The sequence below is a fragment of the Pantoea sp. genome, from assembly GCF_039594315.1.
Classification (GTDB): Bacteria; Pseudomonadota; Gammaproteobacteria; order Enterobacterales; family Enterobacteriaceae; genus Pantoea.
The window spans coordinates 45,533-70,871 of record NZ_JBCNNP010000002.1 but is presented as its reverse complement, the minus strand read 5'-3'; the positions used below and the strand labels follow the sequence as shown (position 1 = coordinate 70,871).

Annotated in this window: 22 protein-coding genes and 1 tRNA gene; 8 read left to right on the top strand and 15 right to left on the bottom strand. The window is 48.6% G+C overall.

The window, feature by feature from the left end; all coding sequences use genetic code 11:
- Positions 1-27: 27 nt before the first annotated feature.
- Both glnE and ABDW13_RS01940 read right to left on the bottom strand, forming a co-directional pair.
- Positions 28-2,886 (bottom strand): bifunctional [glutamate--ammonia ligase]-adenylyl-L-tyrosine phosphorylase/[glutamate--ammonia-ligase] adenylyltransferase, encoded by a 2,859-nt coding sequence (glnE, locus tag ABDW13_RS01945; RefSeq protein WP_343550719.1) that lies wholly within the window; start codon positions 2,884-2,886, stop codon positions 28-30.
- Between the two features lie 25 nt (positions 2,887-2,911).
- Positions 2,912-4,222, bottom strand: coding sequence for an inorganic triphosphatase (locus ABDW13_RS01940; protein WP_343550718.1), 1,311 nt, complete (start codon positions 4,220-4,222; stop codon positions 2,912-2,914).
- 204 nt (positions 4,223-4,426) lie between these two features.
- Between ABDW13_RS01940 and ABDW13_RS01935 the strand changes: the two genes are divergently transcribed.
- Entirely contained in the window at positions 4,427-5,050 is a 624-nt protein-coding gene (locus tag ABDW13_RS01935; protein ID WP_343550717.1) for a TIGR04211 family SH3 domain-containing protein, read from the top strand.
- A gap of 142 nt (positions 5,051-5,192) precedes the next feature.
- Positions 5,193-6,425 (top strand): multifunctional CCA addition/repair protein, encoded by a 1,233-nt coding sequence (locus ABDW13_RS01930; RefSeq protein WP_343550716.1) that lies wholly within the window; start codon positions 5,193-5,195, stop codon positions 6,423-6,425.
- 18 nt (positions 6,426-6,443) lie between these two features.
- Here the strand turns inward: ABDW13_RS01930 and bacA are convergent, their stop codons facing one another.
- Together bacA and folB are read right to left on the bottom strand one after the other, a co-directional pair.
- A complete protein-coding gene (bacA, locus tag ABDW13_RS01925) occupies positions 6,444-7,262 on the bottom strand; it encodes an undecaprenyl-diphosphate phosphatase (protein ID WP_343550715.1) in 819 nt (272 codons plus the stop codon).
- 191 nt (positions 7,263-7,453) lie between these two features.
- The gene (gene folB, locus ABDW13_RS01920; protein WP_343550714.1) at positions 7,454-7,813 is read right to left on the bottom strand and encodes a bifunctional dihydroneopterin aldolase/7,8-dihydroneopterin epimerase; all 360 of its coding nucleotides are present in this window, start codon (positions 7,811-7,813) and stop codon (positions 7,454-7,456) included.
- Positions 7,814-7,920: 107 nt separating this feature from the next.
- On the opposite strand from folB, the gene plsY reads away from it, so the two are divergent.
- Entirely contained in the window at positions 7,921-8,520 is a 600-nt protein-coding gene (gene plsY, locus ABDW13_RS01915; protein ID WP_343550713.1) for a glycerol-3-phosphate 1-O-acyltransferase PlsY, read from the top strand.
- A gap of 30 nt (positions 8,521-8,550) precedes the next feature.
- Here the strand turns inward: plsY and tsaD are convergent, their stop codons facing one another.
- Positions 8,551-9,564 carry a tRNA (adenosine(37)-N6)-threonylcarbamoyltransferase complex transferase subunit TsaD gene (gene tsaD, locus ABDW13_RS01910; protein WP_343550712.1) on the bottom strand — a complete coding sequence of 338 codons (1,014 nt, stop codon included), beginning with the start codon at positions 9,562-9,564 and terminating at the stop codon, positions 8,551-8,553.
- A 281-nt stretch (positions 9,565-9,845) separates the two neighbouring features.
- Between tsaD and rpsU the strand changes: the two genes are divergently transcribed.
- From rpsU to rpoD, 3 genes are all read left to right on the top strand, one after another.
- Positions 9,846-10,061 carry a 30S ribosomal protein S21 gene (gene rpsU, locus ABDW13_RS01905; protein ID WP_008103436.1) on the top strand — a complete coding sequence of 72 codons (216 nt, stop codon included), beginning with the start codon at positions 9,846-9,848 and terminating at the stop codon, positions 10,059-10,061.
- A gap of 118 nt (positions 10,062-10,179) precedes the next feature.
- Positions 10,180-11,925 carry a DNA primase gene (gene dnaG, locus ABDW13_RS01900; RefSeq protein ID WP_343550711.1) on the top strand — a complete coding sequence of 582 codons (1,746 nt, stop codon included), beginning with the start codon at positions 10,180-10,182 and terminating at the stop codon, positions 11,923-11,925.
- Between the two features lie 384 nt (positions 11,926-12,309).
- Positions 12,310-14,151, top strand: a complete 1,842-nt coding sequence (gene rpoD, locus ABDW13_RS01895) for an RNA polymerase sigma factor RpoD (protein WP_343550710.1) — start codon at positions 12,310-12,312, stop codon at positions 14,149-14,151.
- A gap of 48 nt (positions 14,152-14,199) precedes the next feature.
- On the opposite strand, the gene ABDW13_RS01890 is transcribed toward rpoD, so the two are convergent.
- The 3 genes from ABDW13_RS01890 to ABDW13_RS01880 all read right to left on the bottom strand — a co-directional run bounded on the left by ABDW13_RS01890 (position 14,200) and on the right by ABDW13_RS01880 (position 16,147).
- Positions 14,200-14,958 (bottom strand): substrate-binding domain-containing protein, encoded by a 759-nt coding sequence (locus tag ABDW13_RS01890; RefSeq protein ID WP_343550709.1) that lies wholly within the window; start codon positions 14,956-14,958, stop codon positions 14,200-14,202.
- Between the two features lie 89 nt (positions 14,959-15,047).
- Complete coding sequence (gene mug, locus ABDW13_RS01885) at positions 15,048-15,563, bottom strand: G/U mismatch-specific DNA glycosylase (protein ID WP_343550708.1); 516 nt, start codon at positions 15,561-15,563, stop codon at positions 15,048-15,050.
- Positions 15,560-16,147, bottom strand: a complete 588-nt coding sequence (locus ABDW13_RS01880) for a TetR/AcrR family transcriptional regulator (RefSeq protein ID WP_343550707.1) — start codon at positions 16,145-16,147, stop codon at positions 15,560-15,562. Before ABDW13_RS01880 ends, mug begins: the two co-directional genes overlap by 4 nt.
- 135 nt (positions 16,148-16,282) lie before the next feature.
- Between ABDW13_RS01880 and ABDW13_RS01875 the strand changes: the two genes are divergently transcribed.
- Entirely contained in the window at positions 16,283-17,083 is an 801-nt protein-coding gene (locus tag ABDW13_RS01875) for an SDR family oxidoreductase (RefSeq protein WP_343550706.1), read from the top strand.
- 168 nt (positions 17,084-17,251) lie between these two features.
- Positions 17,252-17,327: transfer RNA gene (locus ABDW13_RS01870), tRNA-Ile, on the top strand.
- A gap of 140 nt (positions 17,328-17,467) precedes the next feature.
- Here ABDW13_RS01870 and ABDW13_RS01865 read toward each other — a convergent pair.
- From ABDW13_RS01865 to ABDW13_RS01835, 7 genes are all read right to left on the bottom strand, one after another.
- On the bottom strand, positions 17,468-17,914 hold the full coding sequence (locus ABDW13_RS01865) for a P27 family phage terminase small subunit (protein WP_343550705.1): 447 nt from the start codon (positions 17,912-17,914) through the stop codon (positions 17,468-17,470).
- A gap of 35 nt (positions 17,915-17,949) precedes the next feature.
- Positions 17,950-18,396: a P27 family phage terminase small subunit gene (locus ABDW13_RS01860; protein ID WP_343550704.1), complete on the bottom strand. Its 447-nt coding sequence runs from the start codon at positions 18,394-18,396 to the stop codon at positions 17,950-17,952.
- Between the two features lie 176 nt (positions 18,397-18,572).
- The gene (locus tag ABDW13_RS01855) at positions 18,573-21,218 is read right to left on the bottom strand and encodes a DEAD/DEAH box helicase (RefSeq protein WP_343550703.1); all 2,646 of its coding nucleotides are present in this window, start codon (positions 21,216-21,218) and stop codon (positions 18,573-18,575) included.
- A gap of 59 nt (positions 21,219-21,277) precedes the next feature.
- Positions 21,278-22,300: a DUF1837 domain-containing protein gene (locus ABDW13_RS01850; protein ID WP_343550702.1), complete on the bottom strand. Its 1,023-nt coding sequence runs from the start codon at positions 22,298-22,300 to the stop codon at positions 21,278-21,280.
- Between the two features lie 216 nt (positions 22,301-22,516).
- On the bottom strand, positions 22,517-24,583 hold the full coding sequence (locus tag ABDW13_RS01845) for a replication endonuclease (protein ID WP_343550701.1): 2,067 nt from the start codon (positions 24,581-24,583) through the stop codon (positions 22,517-22,519).
- A gap of 66 nt (positions 24,584-24,649) precedes the next feature.
- The gene (locus ABDW13_RS01840) at positions 24,650-25,027 is read right to left on the bottom strand and encodes a hypothetical protein (RefSeq protein ID WP_343550700.1); all 378 of its coding nucleotides are present in this window, start codon (positions 25,025-25,027) and stop codon (positions 24,650-24,652) included.
- 47 nt (positions 25,028-25,074) lie between these two features.
- Entirely contained in the window at positions 25,075-25,275 is a 201-nt protein-coding gene (locus ABDW13_RS01835) for a helix-turn-helix domain-containing protein (protein ID WP_343550699.1), read from the bottom strand.
- Positions 25,276-25,339 lie beyond the last annotated feature (64 nt).

The window sequence follows — 25,339 nt, the reverse complement described above, 5'->3', positions numbered from 1 at the left end:
CAGATATTATCACATAAGCCATCAGGCTCATGGTTCCGCACTGTCAGATTCGGTGGTGCTCAGCCAACGTTGCCAACTGGTGTTGACAACGGCGCGCTCGGCGGCAAACGCTTCTGGCGCAACGTGGCCAGGCAGCTCTTGCAACGCCAGATGATGCAGCGCATCGCGCAGCGTGACGTAAGCATGAGTAAGCGCCTGAGCTTCTTCTTCCTGCATGATTCCGTGGCGCGCCATCAATTCAAAAATACGCACGTTATCCGACCAGCGTGTTAAGGCTGGCTGAGCGGCAGCGTAATGTAGGACAAGATATTGCGCGATGAATTCAATATCGGTGATGCCGCCTTCATCGGTCTTAATTTCCCAGCGTCCTTTATGTTTATTACTGAGGTGCGATCGCATTTTTTCACGCATTTCACGCACTTCTTTTTGCAGCGTATTCACTTCGCGCGGCAGGCAGAGAATGCCCCGGCGAATAGCATCAAAACGTTCACACAACGCCGGTTCACCAAACACAATGCGTGCGCGCACCAGCGCCTGATGTTCCCAGGTCCAGGCTTCGCTTCGCTGGTACTCATCAAAGGCCGAAAAAGTACTTACCAACATACCGGCAGCGCCAGACGGGCGCAGGCGAGCATCCACTTCGTACAAAATGCCGGAAGAAGTACGCGTACTGAACAGATGCATCACACGCTGTGCCAAACGTAGGTAGAACTGGCGGCCATCGATGACACGTTCGCCGTCAGTTTCTGCATCATCCGGGCAATCGTGTAGGAACACCAAATCAAGATCTGAGCTGTAACCCAATTCCCAACCGCCAAGTTTGCCATAGCCGACAACGGCAAAACCGCGCTCGTTGTCATTGGTGAGATGCGATGGTCGACCATAACGCTGCACCATCATTTGCCAGGCTTGCTGCACCACCGATTCGATGATGGCTTCAGCTAGCCAGGTTAAGTGATCGCTCACTTTCATCACCGGCAAGGTTTCAGCGATATCAGCCGCGGCAATGCGCAGATGCTGCGCTTGTTTAAATTGGCGCAGCGCTTCTAATTGCTGCTCTTCATCATCGGTGGGAATGCGCAGCAAATACTGGCGGAGTTCATCGCGGTAAGCATCCGTCGCCGTCGCCTGATACAGCGTGGCCGGATCGAGCAATTCATCGAGCAGTAGCGGATAGCGCGCCAGTTGGCTGGCGACCATCGGCGATGCGGCGCACAGACGAATCAGGTGACGCAGCGCGCCATGATATTCGGTTAGCAGCTCAAGGTAGGTGCTGCGCGTGATTACGCCCAGCAGCAACGGCGTCAGGCGGCTGAGCAATACGTCCGCATCCTCGCGCGGACACACTTCACTCAGCAAACGCGGCATGAGTTGATCAAGTGCCAATCGTCCGCGCGGGCCAATGGTGCGACGACTGACATCCTGCCGGAAATTGTTGAGTGCATGATACAGCGCGTGGCGCTGAGCATCGTTCAACTGTGGCACCACGGGAATCAGATCGCTCTCTTCCAGCGCGTCTTGCCACAAACCTGCAAATTCGGCCAACTGAGGTTGATCGTCAACATCAGGCGCGTCGTCGCCAATGAGTTCGTCAAAGATAGCGCGTACGCCAGCCATTTGGCTTTCAAGCTGCACCATCAACGCATCCCAATCAGCTGCGCCCATTGCCCAGGCTAAACGCTCACGATCGAGTTCATTTTCCGGCAGGGTTTGGGTTTGCTCATCATTGATGCTTTGCAGCAGGTTTTCTAAGCGACGCAAGAACAGATAGGCAGCGCGCAGATGCTCGACTTGATGTGGGCTTAGTAAAGCCAGTTCGCCAATCGCTTCAAGCGTAGGCAGCAAGGAGCGGAGTTGTAGTGAGCGCTCACGTCCACCGCGAATGAGTTGGAAAACCTGGACGATAAATTCAGTTTCGCGAATACCACCCGCACCCAATTTAATGTTGTCTTTCAATCCGCGCCGACGCACTTCGCGGGCAATCATGCCCTTCATGTTGCGCAGCGATTGAATCACGCTGAAATCGATGTAGCGGCGATAAACAAAAGGACGCAGCATTTGCTGCAATTCCTGGCTCCAATGGCCCTGATCATCGCCCATCAAACGCGCTTTGACCATCGCATAGCGTTCCCAGTCGCGGCCTTGTTCCTGGTAATAATCCTCCAGTGCCGCGAAGCTCAATACCAGCGGGCCACTATCACCAAATGGCCGCAAACGCATATCTACGCGATAAACAAAGCCATCAACCGTAGGTTGGTCCAGCACCTTAATCAGACGCTGCCCCATGCGCGTAAAGAATTGCGCATTATCCAGTTCGCGACGACCGCCTTGGGTAACGCCGTTTTCCGGCCAGGCAAAAATCAGATCGATATCAGATGAGAAATTGAGTTCACAGCCGCCGAGTTTGCCCATGCCAAGAATCAGCATCGGCTGCGCTTCGCCCGCGTCGTTGCACGGCGTACCAAAATCGCGGCTGCAATCCTGCCAAACCCAATCGCGTGCGGCTGCAATCAGAATTTCCGCCAGCGTGCTGAGTTGCTGCAAACTTTGCTCAGTGCTGGCATGGTTTAACGCCTGCATCCAGGCGATACGTACCAGCATATGACGGCGGAACAGACGCAGTTCGCGCATCAGAGCGTTTTCATTAGCAACGTCTTTTAGCGCGTCGCTCAGCCAAATGGCGTAGTGTTGCCACTCATCCGCCACCGGCGCTTGCTGCTGCAATTGCTGCCACCATTCGGGGTGTTGCTGCAGGTTATCGAGGATAAAGTCACTAAAGGTCAGCGCTCCAGCCTGCTCAGGCGTCAATGCTGAGGACGGCAGATTCAGTCGCTCTGCCACATTAGCTAATTGCGCCTGCATCAGCGCCGGTAACGGTAACAACATCTTCTCTCCCTGATTCGATTTTTCGTTAGCGTTTGGTTCCGCTATTAAGCCAGAACGGAGCCGGGCGGATGGCAATATTCACCAGATGCATCAAACCACGCTCCTGCTTTTCGCGAATAGCATGTTGTAATTCCTGCCATCCTTCTAGCCAGCAATTCACTTCTTCGGCTGGATAAGCACCAGCAAGTAAGTTCACCGCCAGTAACTGGCGATTCAGGCGCGTGGCTTTATCCTGAAATTCATTGGCCAGTTGCACGCCATCAAAGGTTTCTCGCAGATCGGCGGCGATACGGCTCAACATAATATCGCTGAAGCGTTTAAACGAACCTTGCAGCTTGCTTTTACTCTTATCATCCAGCCAATTTTGCCACTGAGACTCGACCAGCCAGTAAGTAAGTGCTAACTGGGCTTCAACCGAGATTAACGAGAAGCATGCCGCCTCTGCATTGATATCTTCTTCCGCCAGCAACTCTTCCTGACGGGTTAATTTCTGACGCAGATCGCTGCTTGCCTTGCGTGGCACCAGCGCGCCAAATAATGAAAACGCCTGACGCAGCGTTTCCAGCGCTTCAATCACCGATGCTTTAGCGGCTGCATTGCCGCGCAGCCACACTTCTTCGTGGTATTGCCAATGATTCAGTGCTGCGGTCATGGCGTTAATCATGCCCTGCTCAACCGACGCTTTCGCGGCGATTTTCTGCAATGGCAAAGTTCGCAACGGGCGCGGCAGGTTGCCCTGCGCCAATTGATAACCGCGTGCCGCTTTGCTCAAACTACCAAGCCGCAATCCGCCCATGGCGATGAGCTCTTCAGCGAATTTCAGCATGTCCTCACGCTGTCCGCTTTTCAGCTCCAGCTCAACTTCGTACAACGGCTCGCTGAACTCACCTGACGCCACTTCGCCCTGATCAAACGCTACTTCAATTTCGCTGTCGCCAAACTGCACCAACCAGGCTTCGCGCTGGAAGTGGGTGCTAAAAAGCGGTTGTAAGCGTGATTGCAGCTCAGCGACATCTGTTCCTTGCGGCCAGATTTCTGCCGGCAAACGCGCGATATCCAGCATTGGCTCAGCAATATCAACGTTGTATTCCGGACGTTGATGCAGGCCGCCGACGGTTTTACCGGCGGCTTTGAGCGTCATTTCATAATGTTGGTCAACGCCACGAATGCGCAAGCCCATATCCCAACGACGCAGTTGGTTGTCGTCGGTTTCGTAATAGATGTTAGTCAGTTCGCGCGCGGCGAAGTGCTGATGTGGCCAAGCGGCAAGCTTTTCCGCCAATTTTTCGGCGGCTTGCGGAGTGGCAATGAACTTTAATTCGATTTCGATGGTCATAATTTTTTATTCAATACGCTGCTGGCACTTACGAGTTTAATTTGGCGAAGAGTAATGCACCGGAAGCCCGCTGTCTCGGCTTTCTTGTGCTTTTACGACCCTTTTCGCACCAGATTGAGACCAGGATAGTTCTCATTCAGATTTATGAGAAGCGTCTCCAGACTGTGCCGGTAATTTTACGCCATTAAGAAAAAATGACATCGAATGAAAAAAATCACACTTGCTGCTCTTTCTTTGCTGGCTTTCAGCGCCATCGCTCCTGCTCACGCCGCTGACGAAAAGCGTTATATTTCAGATGAATTATCCACTTGGGTACGCAGCGGACCGGGCGATCAATATCGCCTGATCGGCAAGCTGAATGCCGGAGAGGAAGTGACCTTGCTGCAAACCAATAGCGATTCTCAATATGGACAGATTCGCGATGCAGAAGGCAAAACCAACTGGATTCCCCTGTCACAACTCAGCGCGAATCCTAGCTTGCGCACTCGTGTTCCGCAGCTGGAACAACAGGTTAAAGATCTCACCGCCAAGCTAGCCAACATTGATAACAGCTGGAACCAGCGTACTTCTGAGATGCAAAACAAAGTCGCTAACAGCGATGGCACCATTGATGGCCTGAAAGCTGAAAATCAGAAGCTGAAAAATGAGCTGATTGTGGCGCAGAAGAAAGTCAGCGCCGCCAACGTACAGTTGGATGACAAGCAACGCACCATCATCATGCAGTGGTTTATGTATGGCGGCGGCGTGTTGGGCGTTGGTTTGCTGCTGGGTCTGTTGCTGCCGCACATGGTGCCGCGCCGTAAGAAAAACGATCGCTGGATGAACTAACCCACCACGCAGATTTGTTCTTTTCTTTAAGGGGATCGTAAGATGCCCCTTTTGGCGTGCCCGATTTTTAGCCAAAGTATGCAACAATAAAGCAACAAGCGTGCTCAGCACGCAATTTTTGATTGGCCTCTGGAGTGGTTGAGTGAAGACGTTTCTGGTCGGCGGCGCAGTGCGCGATGCCTTACTGCGATTGCCGGTAAAAGATAGAGATTGGGTGGTGGTTGGCGCTACGCCCGAAGCGATGCTGGCGGCAGGATATCAGCAGGTTGGCCGCGATTTTCCGGTGTTTTTGCATCCAGACAGCCGTGAAGAGCATGCCTTAGCGCGCACTGAACGTAAGAGCGGCAACGGTTACACCGGCTTTGTCACGCAATTCGCGCCCGATGTCACGCTGGAGCAAGATCTTCAGCGCCGCGATCTCACCATTAATGCCATCGCGCAAAGCGATGACGGTGAATTGATCGATCCTTATGGCGGCCAGCGCGATTTGGCGCAGCGCCAACTGCGCCATGTCTCAGACGCTTTTAATGAAGATCCGCTGCGCGTATTGCGCGTGGCGCGTTTTGCGGCACGCTTCGCCCACCTCAATTTCCGCATTGCCGATGAAACCCATGCGTTAATGCGCGAAATGGCGGTTAGCGGTGAACTGGCGCACCTCACCGCAGAGCGCGTGTGGAAGGAGACAGAAAAAGCGTTGCTGACGCGCAATCCACAAGTCTATTTCCAGGTGCTACGTGATTGCGGCGCGCTGCAAGTACTGTTCCCAGAAATCGATAATCTTTACGGCATTCCGGCACCCATCAAATGGCATCCAGAAATTGATACCGGCGTACATGCGTTGATGACGCTGACGATGTCGGCCGCGCTTTCCGATCAGCTTGATGTGCGCTTTGCCACGCTGTTTCACGATGTCGGCAAAGCCTTAACGCCACCGGAAAAATGGCCGAGCCATCATGGCCACGGTTTGGCGGGCGTACCGATTGTTGAAGCGTTGTGCCAACGTCTGCGCGTGCCCAATCAAGTCCGCGATCTGGCATTAGTCGTCACCGAATTTCACGATGTGGTGCACACCATTGAGCGTCAACCGGCTGAAGCGCTAATCGCGTTGTTTGATCGCATTGATGCGTGGCGCAAGCCTGAACGCGTCGAAAAAATGGCGCTAACCAGCGAAGCCGATGCGCGCGGTCGTGCGGGGTTAGAAAGCCTGCCTTATCCGCAGGGCGACTATTTGCGTCAGGCATTTAACCTGGCACAAGCGGTTCCCACCAAAGAGGTGGTCGCAGCGGGTTTTAAAGGGGCGGAAGTGCGGGAAGAATTAACGCGTCGACGTGTTGCGATACTGCAAACGGAACTGATAGATGCGCGGCCAGCGTGACCGGCCGCGCACGGAAACTTACATAAACAGCGCGTACACCACACCCGCAACAATGAAGCGGTAGATGGCGAAGGAAACAAACGAGATACGTTTAATCAGTTCCAGGAACACTTTGATTGCCAACAGAGCCACAACGAAAGCAGTCACGAAACCTACTGCGAACATTGGGAAATCCTGCATCGTCAGGAAACTCATGCTCTTGTACAGATCCAAACCAGTGGCACCAATCATCATCGGTACGGCCAGAATGAACGAGAACTCTGAAGCAGCATAACGGCTTACGCCCATCAGCATACCGCCAGAGATCGTTGCACCAGAACGCGAGAAGCCCGGCCACAGCGCCAGACATTGGAAGCAGCCAATCATAAACGCCTGAAGATAGGTAATATCATCAACGCCAACCGCTTTAGGCTGTTTCGGTTTGAAAAATTCCGCGACGAGCAGCAGCACACCACCGACAACCAACGCATACATCACGTTGATAGGATTGAATAAACTTTTAATCTGATCGTGTAACAACAAGCCAATAACCACCGCTGGCACCATACCTAATAGGATATGGATCAGCGTTAATCTACCAGTGCCGACACCTTCGTGTTTGACCTCACCAAAGTGAATGCCGATCAAACCAAACAGTCGACGCCAGAACATCACTACCACAGCCAGAATGGAACCCAACTGAATCACAACTTCAAAGGTTTCGGCGGTTTGACCTTCAAAACCCAACAAATGACCAACAATGATCATATGGCCCGTGGAAGAGACCGGCAGGAACTCCGTGAGGCCTTCTACGACCCCCAGGATTGCAGCTACCCAAAGCTGGTGAATGTCTGCCATCAAAATTTTTCCTCTATCCGTTTTAAACAGTAAAAAGGCGGTCGCAAAGGGCTACCGCCTAAAATTATGCCTGCGCCTCGCTGAAGGAAACCTTAAGAAATTCGGTAACTTCCCGCCGGTTAGCGCAACGGCCTCAAGTGAGACACACCATAATTTGGTTTGGTTTCATTGTGATGGCAATCACGTAGGATTTATTTAGGAATAGTCCCGCGCTCGATCCGCACGCCGACGCTGGCTGCTTGAGCCACAGCGTCCGGTTTTCCTACCTTTATACGTACTCCGGGCGTTTTGAAACGAATCATCAACAAATCGGCGATTTCTTCCGCCACACGTTCGACGAGGGCAAAACGCTGGCCTTGCAGATGATTAAGGATCGCTTCGGTGACATCGGCGTAGCTCAAACAATCATTCACATCATCGCTTGCGGCCGCCTGGCGGTTGTCCCACGCCATTTCGACATCGAGCACCAGCTTCTGCTGCATACCCTGTTCCCAGTTGTAAACGCCAATAGTCGTGAATACGGTGAGTTGCTCGATAAATACAATATCCATGATGTCAGTCTCTGTTTTTGGCTTAGCCGGATACCACTTCCGGCGGATTATGCGTATTATCCACGCTTATCGAGAACAAAACGACCCAAAAGGAACGGTACGAAGCTATGAGTGCTATCGCGCTTGGTATGATTATTTTCGCGTATCTTTGCGGCTCGATTTCCAGTGCGATACTGGTTTGTAAACTGGCTGGTTTACCCGATCCGCGTACGCAAGGCTCAGGCAACCCTGGCGCGACCAATGTGTTGCGTATTGGTGGCAAAGCAGCCGCTGCGGCGGTACTAATTTTTGATATAGCGAAAGGCATGTTCCCGGTGTGGATCGCTTATCTGCTGCACGTTGCACCGCTTTATCTTGGTCTCACGGCGATTGCCGCCTGCCTCGGTCACATCTATCCAGTGTTCTTTCGTTTTCGTGGCGGTAAAGGCGTGGCGACTGCATTTGGTGCGATTGCGCCGATTGGCTGGGATTTAACCGGATTAATGACCGGCACCTGGTTGCTGACGGTATTGCTAAGCGGATATTCGTCTCTCGGGGCGATTGTTAGTGCCTTGATCGCGCCGTTCTACGTTTGGTGGTTCAAGCCGCAATTCACCTTTCCGGTTTCGATGCTTTCCTGTTTGATTCTGTTGCGCCATCACGACAATATTCAGCGCTTATGGCGCGGCCAGGAAAATAAGATCTGGAAGCGGAAGAAGAAGAAATAAAAAAACCGGCGCGATGCCGGTTTTTTCGTTTTAGATGGCAGGCAACTCGTCCAGTGGCCAACGTGGTCGCACGCTGACGCCAAGTTCACCGCGCGTACCGCCTTTCAGTCTCACCATGCCCGCATAGGCAATCATCGCGCCGTTATCGGTGCAAAACTCGGGCCTCGCGTAAAATACTTCGCCACCGCGTTTTTGCATCATCTCCGCCATGCGCTCGCGTAACGTGCGGTTGGCGCTGACGCCGCCCGCAATCACCAGACGTTTAAAGCCGGTTTGCTCCAGCGCACGCTTGCACTTAATCATCAGTGTATCGACAACCGCATCTTCGAACGCGCGGGCAATATCAGCACGCGCTTGCTCATCACCTTGATGCTCGCGAATGGTATTCGCTGCAAAGGTTTTCAGGCCGGAAAAGCTGAAATCCAGTCCTGGACGATCGGTCATTGGACGTGGGAATTTGAAGCGGTTTGGCGTGCCCTGTTGCGCCATACGCGAAAGCATCGGCCCGCCCGGATAATCCAGCCCCAACAACTTAGCGGTTTTATCGAACGCTTCACCTGCCGCATCGTCAATCGATTCGCCCAGCAAGGAGTATTCACCAATGCCGGTTACGCTAATCAACTGCGTATGACCGCCGGAAACCAGCAGCGCGACAAACGGGAATTCCGGTGGATTCTCTTCCAGCATTGGCGCCAGTAGATGCCCTTCCATATGATGAACTGGTACCGCCGGGACATTCCAGGCAAAGGCTAATGCACGCCCAATAGTGGCACCGACTAACAAAGCGCCAACTAATCCAGGTCCTGCCGTATACGCCACGCCATCAATTTGATTCGGTTCCAGACCGGCCTCTTTTAATGCCGCCTGAATCAGTGGCACGGTTTTGCGCACGTGGTCGCGCGATGCCAATTCCGGCACCACGCCGCCGTAATCTGCGTGCAGTTTTACCTGGCTATATAATTGATTTGCCAGCAGACCGGACGCATCGTCATAAATCGCGATGCCGGTTTCATCGCAGGACGTTTCAATACCCAGAACTCGCATAGCTTTTATCACCCTCTTCTCGCGGCGCGCAGTGTAGCACAGGCAAATCGTCGTCCAGAGACTTCAGCCTCGAAAAAGTGTTTTTCTGCCGCACAAAGAGTGCGCTATACTCCACGGCCTGAAAAAACCGGCAGCCGCGATGGCAATTGTCCCTGTTGGTTCTAAATTATACATGGTGCTTTACAAGTCAGCCGCGGCTGGAGTAAAATGCTGCACCATTTTGAAATGTGCTGGCGCCGCAGTCAGCAGCAAAAACCGAATTTTATCGAGGTAAGAGTTACATGCCGGTAATTAAAGTACGTGAAAACGAGCCGTTCGACGTAGCACTGCGTCGCTTCAAGCGTTCATGCGAGAAAGCAGGTGTTCTGGCAGAAGTTCGTAGCCGTGAGTTCTACGAAAAGCCTACCACTGAGCGTAAGCGCGCTAAAGCATCAGCAGTTAAGCGTCATGCCAAGAAACTGGCTCGCGAAAACGCACGCCGCACTCGTCTGTACTAATTTCTTGCGGGAGTTCGCTTCCGCCGCGTGAATAACGCAGACAGAGTCAAGTAAAAGGCCGTGCTTTCCGAAAGGAAGCGCGGCTTGTTGTCGTTTATGAGCTGAAAAATCGGGGCTTATGGCTGGACGAATTCCACGCATATTTATCAACGACTTACTTGCCCGCACGGATATCGTGGATATTATCGATGCCCGCGTTAAGCTGAAGAAGCAGGGTAAGAATTACCACGCGTGCTGTCCATTTCATAACGAGAAAACCCCCTCTTTCACCGTTAGCGGCGAAAAACAGTTCTATTACTGTTTTGGTTGTGGTGCCAAAGGCAACGCCATCGATTTCCTGATGAATCACGATCGTCTGGAATTTGTTGAGAGCGTTGAAGAGCTGGCTACACTTCATGGCTTAGAAGTGCCATATGAAGTGGGCAATGGCCCCAGTCAGATGGAACGCCATCAACGTCAAAGTCTTTACCAGTTGCTGGACGGCCTCAACGGCTTCTATCAACAAAGCCTGCGTAATCCGCAAGCGCAATCTGCACAGAACTACCTCGCCACGCGTGGGCTCAGCCAGGAAGTGATTGATCACTTCGCTATCGGCTATGCGCCCGCCGGTTGGGATAATGCATTGAAGCGCTTCGGTCAGCAAAAAGACGATCGCGAATCACTGATGGAAGCCGGCATGTTGGTCAGCAATGACTCAGGCCGCACCTATGATCGCTTCCGCGATCGTGTGATGTTTCCGATTCGCGACAAACGCGGACGCGTTATTGGCTTTGGTGGCCGCGTACTGGGCAACGATACGCCGAAGTATCTGAACTCACCGGAAACACCGATTTTCCATAAAGGCCGCCAGTTGTACGGGCTTTATGAAGCGCAGAAAAATCATCCGCAACCGGCGCGTTTGTTGGTTGTCGAAGGTTATATGGATGTGGTCGCGCTGGCGCAATTTGGCATCGATTATGCGGTTGCGTCATTGGGAACATCGACCACCGCCGAGCATGTGCAGCTGTTGTATCGTTCAACCGACACGGTGATTTGCTGTTACGACGGCGACCGCGCCGGACGTGAAGCCGCATGGCGAACGCTCGAAACCGCATTGCCTTACATGAATGATGGTCGTCAGCTACGCTTTATGTTTTTGCCTGATGGCGAAGACCCCGACACGTTGGTGCGTAAAGAAGGTAAAGAAGCCTTTGAAGCGCGGATGGAGCAGGCAACGCCGCTCTCCGCGTTTTTGTTCGATAGCCTGATGCCGCAAGTGGATTTGAGCACGCGCGACGGTAAGACCAAGCTAGCGACACTGGCGCTGCCGCTGATTAGTCAGATTCCCGGTGAAACGTTGCGCATTTATATGCGTCAAACATTGGGTAACAAACTTGGCATTCTTGACGATAACCAGTTAGACAAGCTGATGCCAAAGCTGGCAGAAAGCGGAGTGTTACCAACGGCACCGCCGTTGAAACGCACAACAATGCGCGTGTTGATCGCTTTATTAGTGCAGAATCCACAATTTGCCACCATCGTGCCTACACTGGATGGTCTTGAGCAGTCGAAAATGGCGGGTTTACCGCTTTTTGTCGAGTTAGTCAGTCGTTGTACAGAGAATCCTGGCCTGACAACCGGACAGCTACTAGAGTTATATCGCGGGACAAATTTTAGCCAGCCCCTTGAAACGCTGGCCACCTGGAACCACATGATAGTGGATGAAGAGGCGGAAGAAGTGTTCCAGGATTCACTGGCAAGCATTTACGATTCCGCGCTCGAACAGCGCCTTGAAGCGCTCATCGCTCGCGAGCGAACAGAAGGCCTCAGCGCCACTGAACGCCGCGAATTCTGGGCATTAAGCCAGGCATTAGCGAAAAAATAAGATTTTTAGCCAATCAGAAGGGCGAGTGCTGTTAAAGCCGCCTTTCTGATTGCCGATTTCGGGCTTCATCGACGCAATAAGCGAAGCCGGGAAATCACAGCACAATAGTAGAGGCGTTAACGTCGCAGTCAGTTTCTGCGCTGCCAGCGCACAGCAAGCGGAGCGTACTTGAAGTACGTGAGCATTGCGAGCACTGCCAGCGCTGAAAATGGCAAGTAAGTTAGCCTCGAAAACAGAATTCAGCGGCTTAAGTGCCGATTAAAGAAGGGCAAAAGCCCTGGCCGCGATGTAGGCAGCGGCAAAAACACAACGCCTTCACTGTTATTGTTGGCTTTCGCCGCCGACCGACACCAATCTAATTAACAGAAGTGTGGATACCGTCTTATGGAGCAAAACCCGCAGTCACAGCTTAAGCTACTTGTCACCCGTGGTAAGGAGCAAGGCTATCTGACCTATGCTGAGGTCAATGACCATCTGCCGGAAGATATCGTCGACTCCGATCAGATCGAAGACATCATCCAGATGATTAACGACATGGGTATTCAGGTTGTTGAAGAAGCGCCTGATGCTGATGATCTGATACTGAATGAAAACAGCTCCGACACTGACGAAGATGCCGCAGAAGCCGCCGCTCAGGTTTTATCCAGTGTTGAATCTGAAATTGGCCGTACCACCGATCCGGTGCGCATGTACATGCGCGAAATGGGTACCGTTGAACTGCTTACGCGCGAAGGCGAAATTGACATCGCTAAGCGTATTGAAGACGGCATCAACCAGGTTCAGTGCTCAGTAGCTGAATACCCAGAAGCCATCACCTATCTGCTCGATCAGTACGATCGTGTAGAAGCGGGCGATGCTCGTCTCTCAGATTTGATCATCGGCTTCATCGATCCGAACGCAGAAGAAGACATCGCGCCGACCGCGACCAACGTCGGTTCTGAGTTGTCGCAGGAAGATCGTGATGACGACGAAGAAGAAGATGAAGACGACGACGACAGCTCTGATGACGATAACTCTATCGATCCAGAACTGGCACGCGAGAAGTTTGGTGATCTGCGTACGCAGTACGAAACCACGCGCACCGTCATCAAAGCCAAAGGCCGCAGCCACGCAGACGCCGTTGCTGAAATTCAAAATCTGTCTGAAGTGTTCAAACAGTTCCGCCTGGTACCGAAGCAATTCGATTACTTGGTGAACAGTATGCGTGTCATGATGGATCGCGTTCGTACGCAAGAACGCCTGATCATGAAGCTGTGTATTGAGCTGTGCAAAATGCCGAAGAAAAACTTCATCACGCTGTTTACCGGTAATGAAACCAATCCAAGCTGGTTCAAAGCTGCATTGGCCATGAACAAACCGTGGTCAGAAAAACTGCTGGAAGTTGAAGAAGATGTAAACCGTTCGCTGTTCAAATTGCAGCAGATCGAAGAAGAAACCGGCTTGACCATCGAGCAGGTTAAAGACATCAACCGTCGTATGTCGATCGGCGAAGCGAAAGCGCGTCGTGCGAAGAAAGAGATGGTTGAAGCAAACTTACGTCTGGTTATTTCGATCGCCAAGAAATACACCAACCGTGGTCTGCAATTCCTTGATCTGATTCAGGAAGGTAACATCGGCCTGATGAAAGCGGTTGATAAGTTTGAATACCGTCGTGGTTATAAGTTCTCAACTTATGCGACATGGTGGATTCGTCAGGCGATCACCCGTTCTATCGCTGACCAGGCGCGTACCATCCGTATTCCGGTGCATATGATTGAGACTATTAACAAACTCAACCGTATTTCACGCCAGATGCTGCAAGAGATGGGCCGCGAGCCGACGCCAGAAGAGCTGGCTGAACGCATGCTGATGCCAGAAGATAAGATTCGCAAAGTACTGAAAATCGCTAAAGAGCCGATCTCTATGGAGACGCCGATTGGTGATGATGAAGATTCGCATCTGGGCGATTTTATCGAAGACACCACGCTGGAGCTGCCGCTGGATTCCGCTACTTCGGAAAGCCTGCGTTCAGCCACCCACGATGTGTTGGCTGGTTTAACGGCGCGTGAAGCAAAAGTTCTGCGTATGCGTTTCGGTATCGATATGAATACCGACCACACGTTGGAAGAGGTCGGCAAACAGTTTGACGTAACGCGTGAGCGTATTCGTCAGATCGAAGCCAAGGCGCTGCGTAAGCTGCGTCACCCAAGCCGTTCTGAAGTGCTGCGTAGCTTCCTCGACGATTAATCGTTGTTGAGACGAAAAACCCCGGCTAGCCGGGGTTTTTTATTGCCATTAATAAGGTGTTAATCCTTTTTCCAACATCATCTTGCGCGCTTTGTCACTTTGCAGATACTTCACAAACTGCGCCGCCTCACGCTTTTGCTGTGTGTCACGCGTGATCACCGCGCCATATAACGTATCCTGCTGCACCGCCTGCGGAATCAGCCCAACAATGGTAATTCCCTTAACTGCTTTAAGTTCACTGTTCTGCTGAAAACCAATTTCCGCTTTGCCCTGCGCGACCGCTTCGCCGACCGGCGTTGCCGGAATTACCGCGACTTTCTGAGCAGTTTTAGGTCCTAATTCCAGTTTATCCAGCATCTTGCTTTGTATATATTTACCGCTCGCACTATCAGACACCGCAATGCTCGAAGCTTCGGTCAGCACCTGTTTAAACTTTGCCACCGTGCTAATGTCCATCGGCGCCATGCCCTGCTTCACCGCCATCGCAATGTAGGAGTGTGCTAATACCTGATGACTTGAGCTATCTACCCAATTTGCCTGCTCAAGCGGTTTGATCGCGTAATCGACCATCACTAAAACATCAGCATTATCATGACGTTTGAGCCGATTAGGGATAGCTTGTGGCGTATCGCCCATTGATGGTGCAGCTTCCAGCTGAATGTTATTGCCGGTTTGCTGCTGATAATCCTGCTTTAAACTCTCAATTACTGGATACATGCCGCCGGAACTGAATACCTTCAACGTCGCGGCCTGCGCACTGCTTTGTGTTGCCAGCAACAATGCTGTCAGCGCAATAATACCTTTCATCTTCCCTCACCTTTTTCTGCCATAAAGGATTGGGTTTAGTCAGTCACGCCATGTTAAACAACGTTTAGCTCGCACTTAGCGGATCGAGCTCACACGTTTTTCTGTAACCAATCATGCAATTGCCGATAAGAAGCCGCCATTTCATCCAACGTCGCCCTGTTCAAGCCGCTGGGATTGGGCAGCACCCACAAGCTTGTTTCACCCAGCGTTTGCGGCTGCTCGCCCCACTCGACTTTGCGCTGTCGGAATGCTTTTTGAAACGCATCCTTGCCCAACACCGCCAACGCACGCGGCCGATAATGCAAAATCTTGTTCTGCAAACGAGAACCGCCATCACGCAGTTCATCACCTGCCAATTCATTGGCTTGCACCGTTGGACGCTCCACCAGCATCGTGATGCCGCATCCCGTTTCCAATAGTCGCTGCTCCTGTTCCGGCTTCAACAAATCTTGGGTGAATCCAGCCTGATAGATCACTTTCCAGAAGCGGTTGCCGGGATGCGCAAAGTGAAATCCGGTGTGTGCTGATGACTTTCCTGGATTGATGCCGCAAAACAGCACCTGTAAATCGGGCGCAATGATGTCGCGAATATCGTGCTCGCTCATATCGTATCCAAACCCGCGCGTTGCTTTACCGAACGGCGACTGCTCGCTAACATCTGGCGGGCTTCTTCGGCATCAGGACACGCGCGCGCCAACGAAACGGCACCCACCATTTCCGCCAGCATCATGGTTGCGGCTTCATCCGCCTGCGGGTGATGCAATTCATGCAAAGTCTGGACTAAACGTTGTCGCAAAAGCTCCCTGCGCTGGGAAAACAGCGCTCGCGTTTCAACCGGCAAATGCGCCATTTCACTCACTAATGCTGGCAGCGGACAACCTTCACCCGGCGTGTTGCAATGCTGCTCTGAAAGATAGTGATCGATGAGCTGATTCAGCCGCTCAGCCGGATCCTCCAGCGCCGTGATATCCGCAAAACGTCGTGCTGAATCGGTAAACATCTCGGCGATCACCGCTTGCACCAACTCCTCACGCGAAGCGAAATGCGCATAAAAGCCGCCGTGCGTTAATCCTGCTCTTTTCATTAGCGCTGCGACGCCAATACCTTCGGTGCCGCTTTCTCGCATCACCACTGAGGCTTCATCCAGAATGCGCTGCCTTGTACGCGCTTTATGACTCAGCTTTTCCATCAATACCTATCCATCAATCGCTAATGGCAATCAGTGTAATTATTACGATCATCATATTCCAGCTTGACGACAAATATTATGATCGTCATATTAAACCATGTAAATATGACAACCATCATTTATAAGGAATCACTCATGTCACAGCAACTGGCTTTGATCACCGGCGCTTCAAGCGGTATCGGCGCGACGTATGCGAAACAACTCGCAGCACGTGGAAGCAATCTCATTCTGGTGGCGCGTGATGCCGCTAGATTGGACGCTCTGGCGCAATCTCTAAGTAAAGAATTCAGCATTGACGTTGCGGTTCTGGCTGCCGATCTAACCCATCCTGAAGGATTGCACAAGGTCGACAAGGAACTGCGCGAAAACCAGCAAATTACGTGGCTGGTAAACAATGCAGGCATGGTGGTTGATGGCGAATTCGTTGACGGTGACATTGCGAATATCCAAACCATGCTGACCTTGAATATCGTTGCACTGACACTGTTGGCTCATACCGCAGCACAACAATTCCGAGCTCGACGTTCAGGAACAATTGTGAATATTGCATCGGTACTAGCGCTGGTCAGCGAGTCGGCAAATGGCGCCTATAACGCCAGTAAATCTTACGTGTTGTCTTTATCGCGCAATATGCAACGGGAACTGGCAGACAGCGGTGTTCGCGTACAGGCAGTACTGCCGGGTTTAACCCGCACGGAGATCTTCGAACGCGCAGGAAAATCCATCAATGACCTTCCCGTCGAAAAGCTGATGGAAGTGGACGATTTAGTCGCCGCAGCGCTGAGCGGGCTTGATGCTGGCGAGTTGGTAACGATTCCATCCGTGGAAGATATGCAGCTGTGGCAAGCTTATGAAAACGCACGCATCGCAATACTGCCATTCATCTCACTCAACAAGCCTGCATCGCGCTACTCACAGAACCTTCGTCTTGAATGAGCCTGGTCTCAAAAAACGGCGATGATTGTATGCTTCTTGCACGTTAAAGCAGCGGATAAGGGATTTTTCTTTTTGAGATCAAAGAGTCAGCGATTGATGTAATTTTCACCATCCAAATGGCGAACTCTGGATCACCCCAACAAGATACTCTATAATCCCCGCTCCGCTGGCCCCTTAGCTCAGTGGTTAGAGCAGGCGACTCATAATCGCTTGGTCGCTGGTTCAAACCCAGCAGGGGCCACCAAATTTATCAATAAGTTAGCATCACCTCTGCACCACTCAAAAATATCCGGGGATACCTCGGGGATACTCCAAAATACTCATCTTTTCGCTTGAACCCTACTTTCCGATTGAGAGTTGGCTGTCGATGACCGTGAAAAAAATTTAAAATCGGTCAAATTCATTGCATTCATCACCCTTGCTACCTGAACCGCTTCGCAATGAGCTAAGTGGATCAAGCCCAAGCATTGAGCCTGCGCGAACGAGTTGATTGAATGCTATGTTTCTCGCTGTGAAAACGGGATTAGTTTTAGCGCCTCCGCTTCCACCTTCACTTGCAAGCCCACGACTGGCTTTCATACCTATCGCATTCTCAGTAATGGAAGCATCTGCCTCAACGATGTAATGCCATGCGTTGCAGTAGAGAATCAGCATCAGATGGTGCTCATTATCCAACACCCCGCGTTCAGAAAGAATTTTGGCGTGTTTTTTCCACACATCTACTGCAACCGGACTTAATAGCCCTGCCGGTGGTTGAAGTTGTACGCTGCGCTTAGTGGCTATTGGAACCACGTTCTTCTTGCGGCCTGCCCCACTAGCTCGAGTAGCCATACGCTCCCCCATTAATATGTTATCGCGCTGGAAGGTTAAAGATGCAGAAATGGATTGTATGTAGCTTCCTTCGTTTTCAATGGAGACCTGAGCGAACTTAGAGGGTCTAGCCCTAGTAATGAGCCAGCTCGGACGAATTGGTTGAAGGCAATGTTTCTTGCAGTGAAAACAGGATTAGTCTTCTCCCCACCTGAGATACCCTCACTAGCAAGCACGTTACTACTACCAATGCTGCTCGCCTTTTTAGTGAGGGATTCGTCAGCCTGCACGATGTAATGCCATGCATTGCAGTAGAGAATTAGGATGGGATGGTGTGAGGGATCTAATCTGCCGCATTCGGAAAGGATTTTAGCCTGCTTATTCCACATATCCTCTGCAACCGAACTCAGTAATTCGGAGGGAGCTTGGATTGGTTCAATCTGCTTATTACTAATCTGAACAACGTTTTTCTTGCGACCGGCTCCACTTGCTCGAGTAGACATAAGGCCTCCAGTTGATAGATGCAACTTTAGAATTGATCACAATTGATAGGATAAAGCTAGCAGAAAATTTGATCCTTATTTCGAATGCGTAAAAATACGAGCGGGCGGGCAGTCCTAGATCGAGGAAGCATGAAACTTTCACTCCCCCCTATCTAAAATAACTTTCTACTTATTATTCAAAGCGAACTCTGGTTTGTACGATTACTTTTTCCGTATCCTGCTTTCTCTAAATATTTTCGATGCAACGCTGAAACTCTATTCAAATTTAAGTTCAAAAGAAATAATTCAACAGTTTTGTCGCGATCTGCGTTATAAAATCTCGCAATTTCAAGCGCAGTGGATCTGTTTATACCATATGACATTATTTCCAAGACAACTGGATTATAACTTCCCATTTCAAGCATTGATGGTAAGTTTAATATATATGCGTATTTTTCTTTCTCTTCTTCATTAAGGAAAGAAGACAACACATTTGACCAAATTGTTAGATACTTGACTAAAATAAAGTTTAAATTTGTTGTTATATGTGCTGTTACAAAGTTCGCAACAGAGTCAACTTTACTATCATTAATACTCTTACCTTTTTGCTCAAGCTGCCTCTTTAACACATCATCAATAAAGAATCGGTATGGTTTCCCTTGCATCCATTTATTCGAATCCAATACAAGTCGACTAATAGAAACAAAATATTTTAACTTTTTAAATTTTCCTTCATCTTTGCCATTCACTTCATCTTCAATACCAAAAATCTTATCTAACCTCACGACAATACTTTTATACTGATTATAATAGTTCATTTCTGAAAATTCAGCATACTCACTTTTTAAACCATCTTTGCTTGCTGGATATTTATCTATCAACCATTTATCAACTCCATCTTTAATCATTATTTCATACAATTCATTCTGCTCTAGAGGGTCAACAAATTGATTCATGCTTAATAAAGCTGTAGGTATAGTAAGTTTGTTTTTACTTTTTTCAAGCACAGATTTCACTTCAATTATTTCATTCTCACCCAGCGACGAGCCTTTCATTATTTTTGAAAAGTGTTTTATATCAACAAAGTATTGACTTCTCAGATAAGACACTAAAGTTACAACGTCTAGATTAACACCGGAATTAATCAATTCTTTCCTTTTTATATTGATACTCCCGATTACTTCTAACTTAGCTTCATCAAGTTTCTTTAAAACTGATGATTTTATTTCTTTTTTTTCGACATTTAATATTTTATCCTCACCCCATTCTTCACCTGCAACATCTATACAGAAAATCTCCCCATAAAGTGAGGTGCTTATCCTACCAGCCCGACCTATCAAATTTAAAAATTCAAATTGAGACATTTCGTACTCACCAATTTTAGGTGAAAGTATCACTATTCGGTCCGCAGGTAAGTTCACCCCTTGTAAAAGGGTGGATGTACATACTATATTTCTTATTACTCCCTCACTATATAAGTCTTCAATTTCCATTCTGGCAATATCAAGTAGACCACCATGATGGAAAGCCACTCCTTTAGACAACATCCTTTTTAATGAATAGGAAGGATGGATTTCTTTAGATAAAAATTCAGATAGATCTTCGACTCTTTCGTCTTCAACTCCGTCAAAGACACCTTCCTCTTCAGATATCTTTATAGCCCATCTTTCAGCATTGTTTTTCCTTGGAGCATATACTATGTTTTGCTCATTTTTACTAAAAAGTGAGACTATATATGAAAGTGCATTTCCTTTAGAGCTGGTTAGTTTTGAATATAATGCCTTACCAATATTGAATTCACTTGATAGATTACTTCCTGTTGGGCTCATTATTTTAAAGTCAACCAGCTTACTCCTTGGCTTTATCGTTATAGAGGCTTTCAATTGCAAAACAGGAGTAGAAGATGTTTTATGCTCAATGACTTTTATATCAGTGATCTTTTCAAGAGATTCTTTAATATTTTCTATATATGGCCCAGCCATCACAAATTGAGTGGTGTTCCATTTTTCGGTCATTCTATAAAGGATATTTTCATAAATATTCCCTCTATGGCCGAATTCAACGTTCTGGACTTCATCAAAGAATACAAGCTTAGGTTCCGAGGATTTTTTTTCCATTAATAATTTAAGACAACGCTCCGGTGTTAAAACATATATCACTTTATCATGAACATCGCTGACATCTCTAAAAGTCGTCATCACAGTAGCCCTGTTAATGAGCGACTTCGATAACTCATTACTCACTTGGTTTATCAGAGCTTTAGAAGGTACAATATAAATAAACTCCCCCTCAGAGAAAGAGACTATTTTTTCGAGAATAAATCTTTTGATGACGAAAGACTTTCCTGACGAAGTGGGCGCGGATATAGCCACATTGCTCCCAGCTTCTAAGTCTGACCATAATCTTTTTTGAAACTCAGTAAAATATAAAATGGTTCCATCCGTGAACGTTTTTTCTAATCCTATTCGTCTTTTCACTACTTCGAGATTTAATAAAGAACCAAAATCACCATCATACTTCCCATCTTTGAGTATGCCAGGAAGATGCTGAGAAGAAACTATATTTCCAGCTCTAGACTGCAATACATAACATGTTCGTTTATAAACTTCATTATCTACATCGTAGAGATAAAGCAAACTTCCAAATGCACTAGCTATATTTTTTTGCTCATCATCACCCAATGCTGCAATTGAAGCTAGCCAAGTGGCTTTTTTTATCTTATCCGTTGTCAAAGATTCAGAAACGTACTCTTCACCTCTATTCCTTTTAAACAAAGTAAAAAGAAGCTCATCAAACACTTTAATAAAATCTTCATGTGAAGAAACTTGATAACGTTCATCCATGTTATTTTCTCATCATTTTAAATTATTAATAGTTTATAGTTTTCCAATGCCACTCTTTACTAAGGTTGAGAATCTTTTTTTGATACAGCTCTCTTCTTCACGGCCTTTGGTGGTGTTTTCTTTTCTTTAGTCTTAGGAGGTTCTTTATAATCGATCCCATGAATTGATTTATATAAAGCCTTTTTGAAATTTGAAACACTTTTCATTGGAAGTAGAAAGAAGTCTAAAAAATAGCCTCTTAACTCAGGGTATTTATTATATTTATCTGAGATAATTGAGCATATTTCATTTCTTTTACCTTCTAACCAATCATTATATAAGCTTTCAGCTTCTTTTTTGTTGCTTGCTAAGGACTCAATCTCCGAGAGATATTCATCTTCGAAAACAATTAGCACAGGATGATTCTTTAAGCACTCTTTATAAATTTCACTACCTGGAGTAAAAGCTTCATACATCAAGTCCAACAATTCAGCATTATATATTTTTGCAATATTGGACCTTGCAATAAACATCTCATGACTAAGTGCAGACCCTGAATAACTGCTATTAAATCTATTTATAGAATCAAATGCACTCTCCAGTGCACTTGAGAAGTTTTGATATATTTTTGACTCGCCTATAAGAATTGAAAGACTATCATTATACCGACCAAAAAATATCCCATCACCGCCTTTAACTTGATCATTCACATTGGTTAATGATGTTATTTTATGTGTTATCATTGGCGTATTAAGCACACTCTCTGAGAGAGCATATAACATAAGCTCGCCATATTTCCCGTCAACGATCGGATTGGTGTCACCAAAAAACTCAGCTGCTTTTCTAAAAGGTTTAACACCCTTGTCATGCATTTCTTTTAGCTGATTTGAGTCAAACACGTATTCTTCGATCGAATCAGCTATTCTCTCTGCAAGATCATTTATTTCTTGTTGTAATCCTGAAAACGGAACAGAGTAAAATCTGGCTACTATTTTTCTCTCTCTATTCTCTGGATGAATCGTTAAGCACGTTTTAATCCAAGAATGGTCAGCTTCGATCAAACTACCCCAGTCTACCCCCAAAAGCTTAGTAACACCGTCCATAGGAAAACTCGCAATTAAGTAAATTATCTAATATTTACCTAATTCAAGAATTACTACAACTGTTTATAAAACAATGTTTTTTTGTACAGTTCTATTCATATAATTCATAACTCAAATGTCTTCTTTTTTAAAAATTTGATCATGAACACGGATAAGCCCCGATACCCTAGAATTACTTACAATAAATAATAGGATTTCACGTAAGCCAGAATGAAGTCATCTCAACAAAAACAAAGGCTCATCAGTCTTAGCCGGATGCTGAGGTAAGACTTGCGTTGCACTTTCTGCGTCATAGGCAGAGAACGATGAAGGCATACAGTTATTGTCAGAACTCCAAGAGGACGCATTCGCGTCCTGAACGTCAACCTCCAAACCAACACCCTGCTTTGGCACCAGTTTCCACTGACTTACACGAGTGAGGATGTGGGAATCACCACCAACGGTTAAAGTCTGTAACCCCTTTAGACGCACAACCTCTTCACGGTATTCATTCAGGTAATCATCAGGCTGATACCAAGGCCGTACCACCAGCTCATCACGATGCACAAACGGGCCACCTTGCGCTTTGATGTAGCCCGCCCAATCGCCTGCATCAGCCGCATCATGTGCCTTAGCAAATTCCGGGCTGATGCGTTGAGCGGCGGCACTATCTGCCATGCGCCGTAGCTCACGATAAACAGTAACCGGCGCACCACCGATAAACTGGAACTGCCGTATGTGCCAAAGCGATGCCCATGCCGAAACCGCTGATGCTGTGTCCTTCAACGGTTTCCCGCTTTCATCGTCCAGCTCTTCATCAAGAGCATAGCCATCAATGTTTTTGGCGATGTATTTAGCGATGTAGCCCGTTGCACTTCCTTTGCTTGGATCAATGTTCTCAGCATGAAAGCGAGCCTTGCGAGCTTTGTCCGTTACTAACTCCTCGGCGTGCTCCTGATATGCGTATTCACGCATGATCATGCGCAAGCGTTCTACATCTGTTGGCAGCATGAACAGCAGCAAGTGCCAATGCGGCGTTGCATCGTGATGAGGTTCAGCAACGCGAATGCCGAAAACACGGATTTTTTCGCGCTGTAGTTTGGCGCGAATCTTCTGCCAAAGCTTGCAGAGATAAAGCTGAGTTTCAGTGGGGCTAGGCCCGATCCATTTGGGATTAAAATGCCCGGTATTGATGGTAGCGTGGTAACAAGATGGAGCCGTCAGTGTGCAGAACAGGCCAACATAGCCCATCTCATTACTGATATTTTCAAAGCCACGGATTCGCGTCATCAGTTCGCAACGACGAATGGCTGGATTGGCAACACTGCTTTCGTAAGCATCAATCAGATTGATGCGGTTGCCCTCCTCGTCTTCCAGCTCCATGCGTTCGAGGTAGTCGCGCTCGCGCCGTTTTTTTTCATGCCAATCAGACACTGCCATGCTGCTGGCGTAGGCATTATGTTTTTTGCTGACGGTGCCGAGTGCGATTTGCAAATGCTCTTGCCAGGATTCCGCGATGTGGCGTAAACGCCCATTCCACCATTTAGGTGAGAGCATGTGCAGGATCGAGGACTCGACTTCACTGAATTCGAAGCGTTTTTGAGTGACCAGATCCCACTTGCACGGGGTCTCTTTTAACTCCAGTGTAATAGCCGCCACAGCCATGTAGCTCTGATATAACCGTTCATATTCTGAGCAAGCTGAGCGAGCGCTTAGCCCCATCACCTCATTCAAAAAACATGCGATGCCATTAGCAAGCCGTTCAATATCCGCACGGCTCATCTCATGAAGACGATTAAAACGGCGCTTCAGATCCACCAATCGCCCCAGCAAACGTGCAGCAGCCGTTGCACTCTGAGCGATGGTAGAAAACTGCATACGAACTGCTTCGCTGACGTCATCTAAGCGATAACGCATATTCACGCTTTCAATACGTGGCAACAGACTTTTTTTGACGTTATCGGCTAAGTAAGCAGCAGCGCTGGCAATACCTTGCGCGCTTTCTCGCGCAGAAAGGCGGCGTTCGATTTCAGTGCGAACAAATTTTGGCAGCTTGCCAAGAATCTCACGCTTCTGAGCTGCGAACGTATTTCGTGCCACAGCATCTAGAACGAGCTGATGGTTACGGCGATAGATCTCAGCATACGTTGGATATGGGCTGGCGATTGCCTTACGCGGATAATTCCACGGGTATGCATACGTCTTAATGCACACACCTTCGCTACCTTTTTCGGAAGTGATTGCATGCACTAGGTTATTGACATCCAAGCCTTTGTGATTCGGCTTGATATATACATTCCGCATCGTTGTGATCCTATTTTTGGGCAAAGGGAAACCCGGCGGTTTCACGCCATAATTTTGTTAAATCTGTTACTCGTTAATAAATTGGTCAGCGGTCGGGAAACTCGGAGGCATGGCTTTTCCCAGCTTCGATAATTCGTTCATTGCCTGAATCAGCAGCAACCGCTGTTTCTGGGTGAAGCACTCAAACGGCAAACCAATTTCAGAGGTCTTAAAAGCGCCAGGTACTCGCTTATTTGCTTGGCTCATAACCGTTGACTGAAAATAAGCATCATGGCTGTTGAAATAACGCATTGAGTAGTTTGCGTTGCTTTTGATCTGATGGCGGCAAGTCTTCTGGAACTCATCCTGATCCATCGCCCTTACTCCCAACAGGTGGCGGTGCACCGGGCTACCCCACGGATCAGCCAGAATATTAGAGTGTTTATTAGCAATGCGACTGCTCATGCATCCTCCTAACCTGATTAGCTTGGTTGATCGGTTCGTGAGAGCCTTTAGAAAGGCTGGCGAACAGAGTCCAGGAAGGCATCGAGATCGGACTGACGGTAGATGGTTTTTTTCTTGCCGACTTTGTAGAAGGGGATTTTGACGCGGCCCGAACTGTGCCAGTTGGCAAGGGTGCGGGTGGCAACGCCGAGATACTCAGCGGCTTCAGGGCGGGTGAACTTACGTTCGTTGAGAGTGATAGGTTTCATTGATGCACCTTAGTGGACATTAACTACAGTAACGCCACTATGGTGTATATTTTTTCAGCTAGGT

Excerpts from the sequence above, each read along its gene's own strand:
- glnE (WP_343550719.1), bottom strand. The coding sequence starts at position 2,886 with ATGTTGTTACCGTTACCGGCGCTGATGCAGGCGCAATTAGCTAATGTG.
- ABDW13_RS01940 (WP_343550718.1), bottom strand. The coding sequence starts at position 4,222 with ATGACCATCGAAATCGAATTAAAGTTCATTGCCACTCCGCAAGCCGCC.
- ABDW13_RS01935 (WP_343550717.1), top strand. The coding sequence starts at position 4,427 with ATGAAAAAAATCACACTTGCTGCTCTTTCTTTGCTGGCTTTCAGCGCC.
- bacA (WP_343550715.1), bottom strand. The coding sequence starts at position 7,262 with ATGGCAGACATTCACCAGCTTTGGGTAGCTGCAATCCTGGGGGTCGTA.
- folB (WP_343550714.1), bottom strand. The coding sequence starts at position 7,813 with ATGGATATTGTATTTATCGAGCAACTCACCGTATTCACGACTATTGGC.
- plsY (WP_343550713.1), top strand. The coding sequence starts at position 7,921 with ATGAGTGCTATCGCGCTTGGTATGATTATTTTCGCGTATCTTTGCGGC.
- tsaD (WP_343550712.1), bottom strand. The coding sequence starts at position 9,564 with ATGCGAGTTCTGGGTATTGAAACGTCCTGCGATGAAACCGGCATCGCG.
- rpsU (WP_008103436.1), top strand. The coding sequence starts at position 9,846 with ATGCCGGTAATTAAAGTACGTGAAAACGAGCCGTTCGACGTAGCACTG.
- dnaG (WP_343550711.1), top strand. The coding sequence starts at position 10,180 with ATGGCTGGACGAATTCCACGCATATTTATCAACGACTTACTTGCCCGC.
- rpoD (WP_343550710.1), top strand. The coding sequence starts at position 12,310 with ATGGAGCAAAACCCGCAGTCACAGCTTAAGCTACTTGTCACCCGTGGT.
- ABDW13_RS01890 (WP_343550709.1), bottom strand. The coding sequence starts at position 14,958 with ATGAAAGGTATTATTGCGCTGACAGCATTGTTGCTGGCAACACAAAGC.
- mug (WP_343550708.1), bottom strand. The coding sequence starts at position 15,563 with ATGAGCGAGCACGATATTCGCGACATCATTGCGCCCGATTTACAGGTG.
- ABDW13_RS01880 (WP_343550707.1), bottom strand. The coding sequence starts at position 16,147 with ATGGAAAAGCTGAGTCATAAAGCGCGTACAAGGCAGCGCATTCTGGAT.
- ABDW13_RS01875 (WP_343550706.1), top strand. The coding sequence starts at position 16,283 with ATGTCACAGCAACTGGCTTTGATCACCGGCGCTTCAAGCGGTATCGGC.
- ABDW13_RS01865 (WP_343550705.1), bottom strand. The coding sequence starts at position 17,914 with ATGGCTACTCGAGCTAGTGGGGCAGGCCGCAAGAAGAACGTGGTTCCA.
- ABDW13_RS01860 (WP_343550704.1), bottom strand. The coding sequence starts at position 18,396 with ATGTCTACTCGAGCAAGTGGAGCCGGTCGCAAGAAAAACGTTGTTCAG.
- ABDW13_RS01855 (WP_343550703.1), bottom strand. The coding sequence starts at position 21,218 with ATGGATGAACGTTATCAAGTTTCTTCACATGAAGATTTTATTAAAGTG.
- ABDW13_RS01850 (WP_343550702.1), bottom strand. The coding sequence starts at position 22,300 with ATGGACGGTGTTACTAAGCTTTTGGGGGTAGACTGGGGTAGTTTGATC.
- ABDW13_RS01845 (WP_343550701.1), bottom strand. The coding sequence starts at position 24,583 with ATGCGGAATGTATATATCAAGCCGAATCACAAAGGCTTGGATGTCAAT.
- ABDW13_RS01840 (WP_343550700.1), bottom strand. The coding sequence starts at position 25,027 with ATGAGCAGTCGCATTGCTAATAAACACTCTAATATTCTGGCTGATCCG.
- ABDW13_RS01835 (WP_343550699.1), bottom strand. The coding sequence starts at position 25,275 with ATGAAACCTATCACTCTCAACGAACGTAAGTTCACCCGCCCTGAAGCC.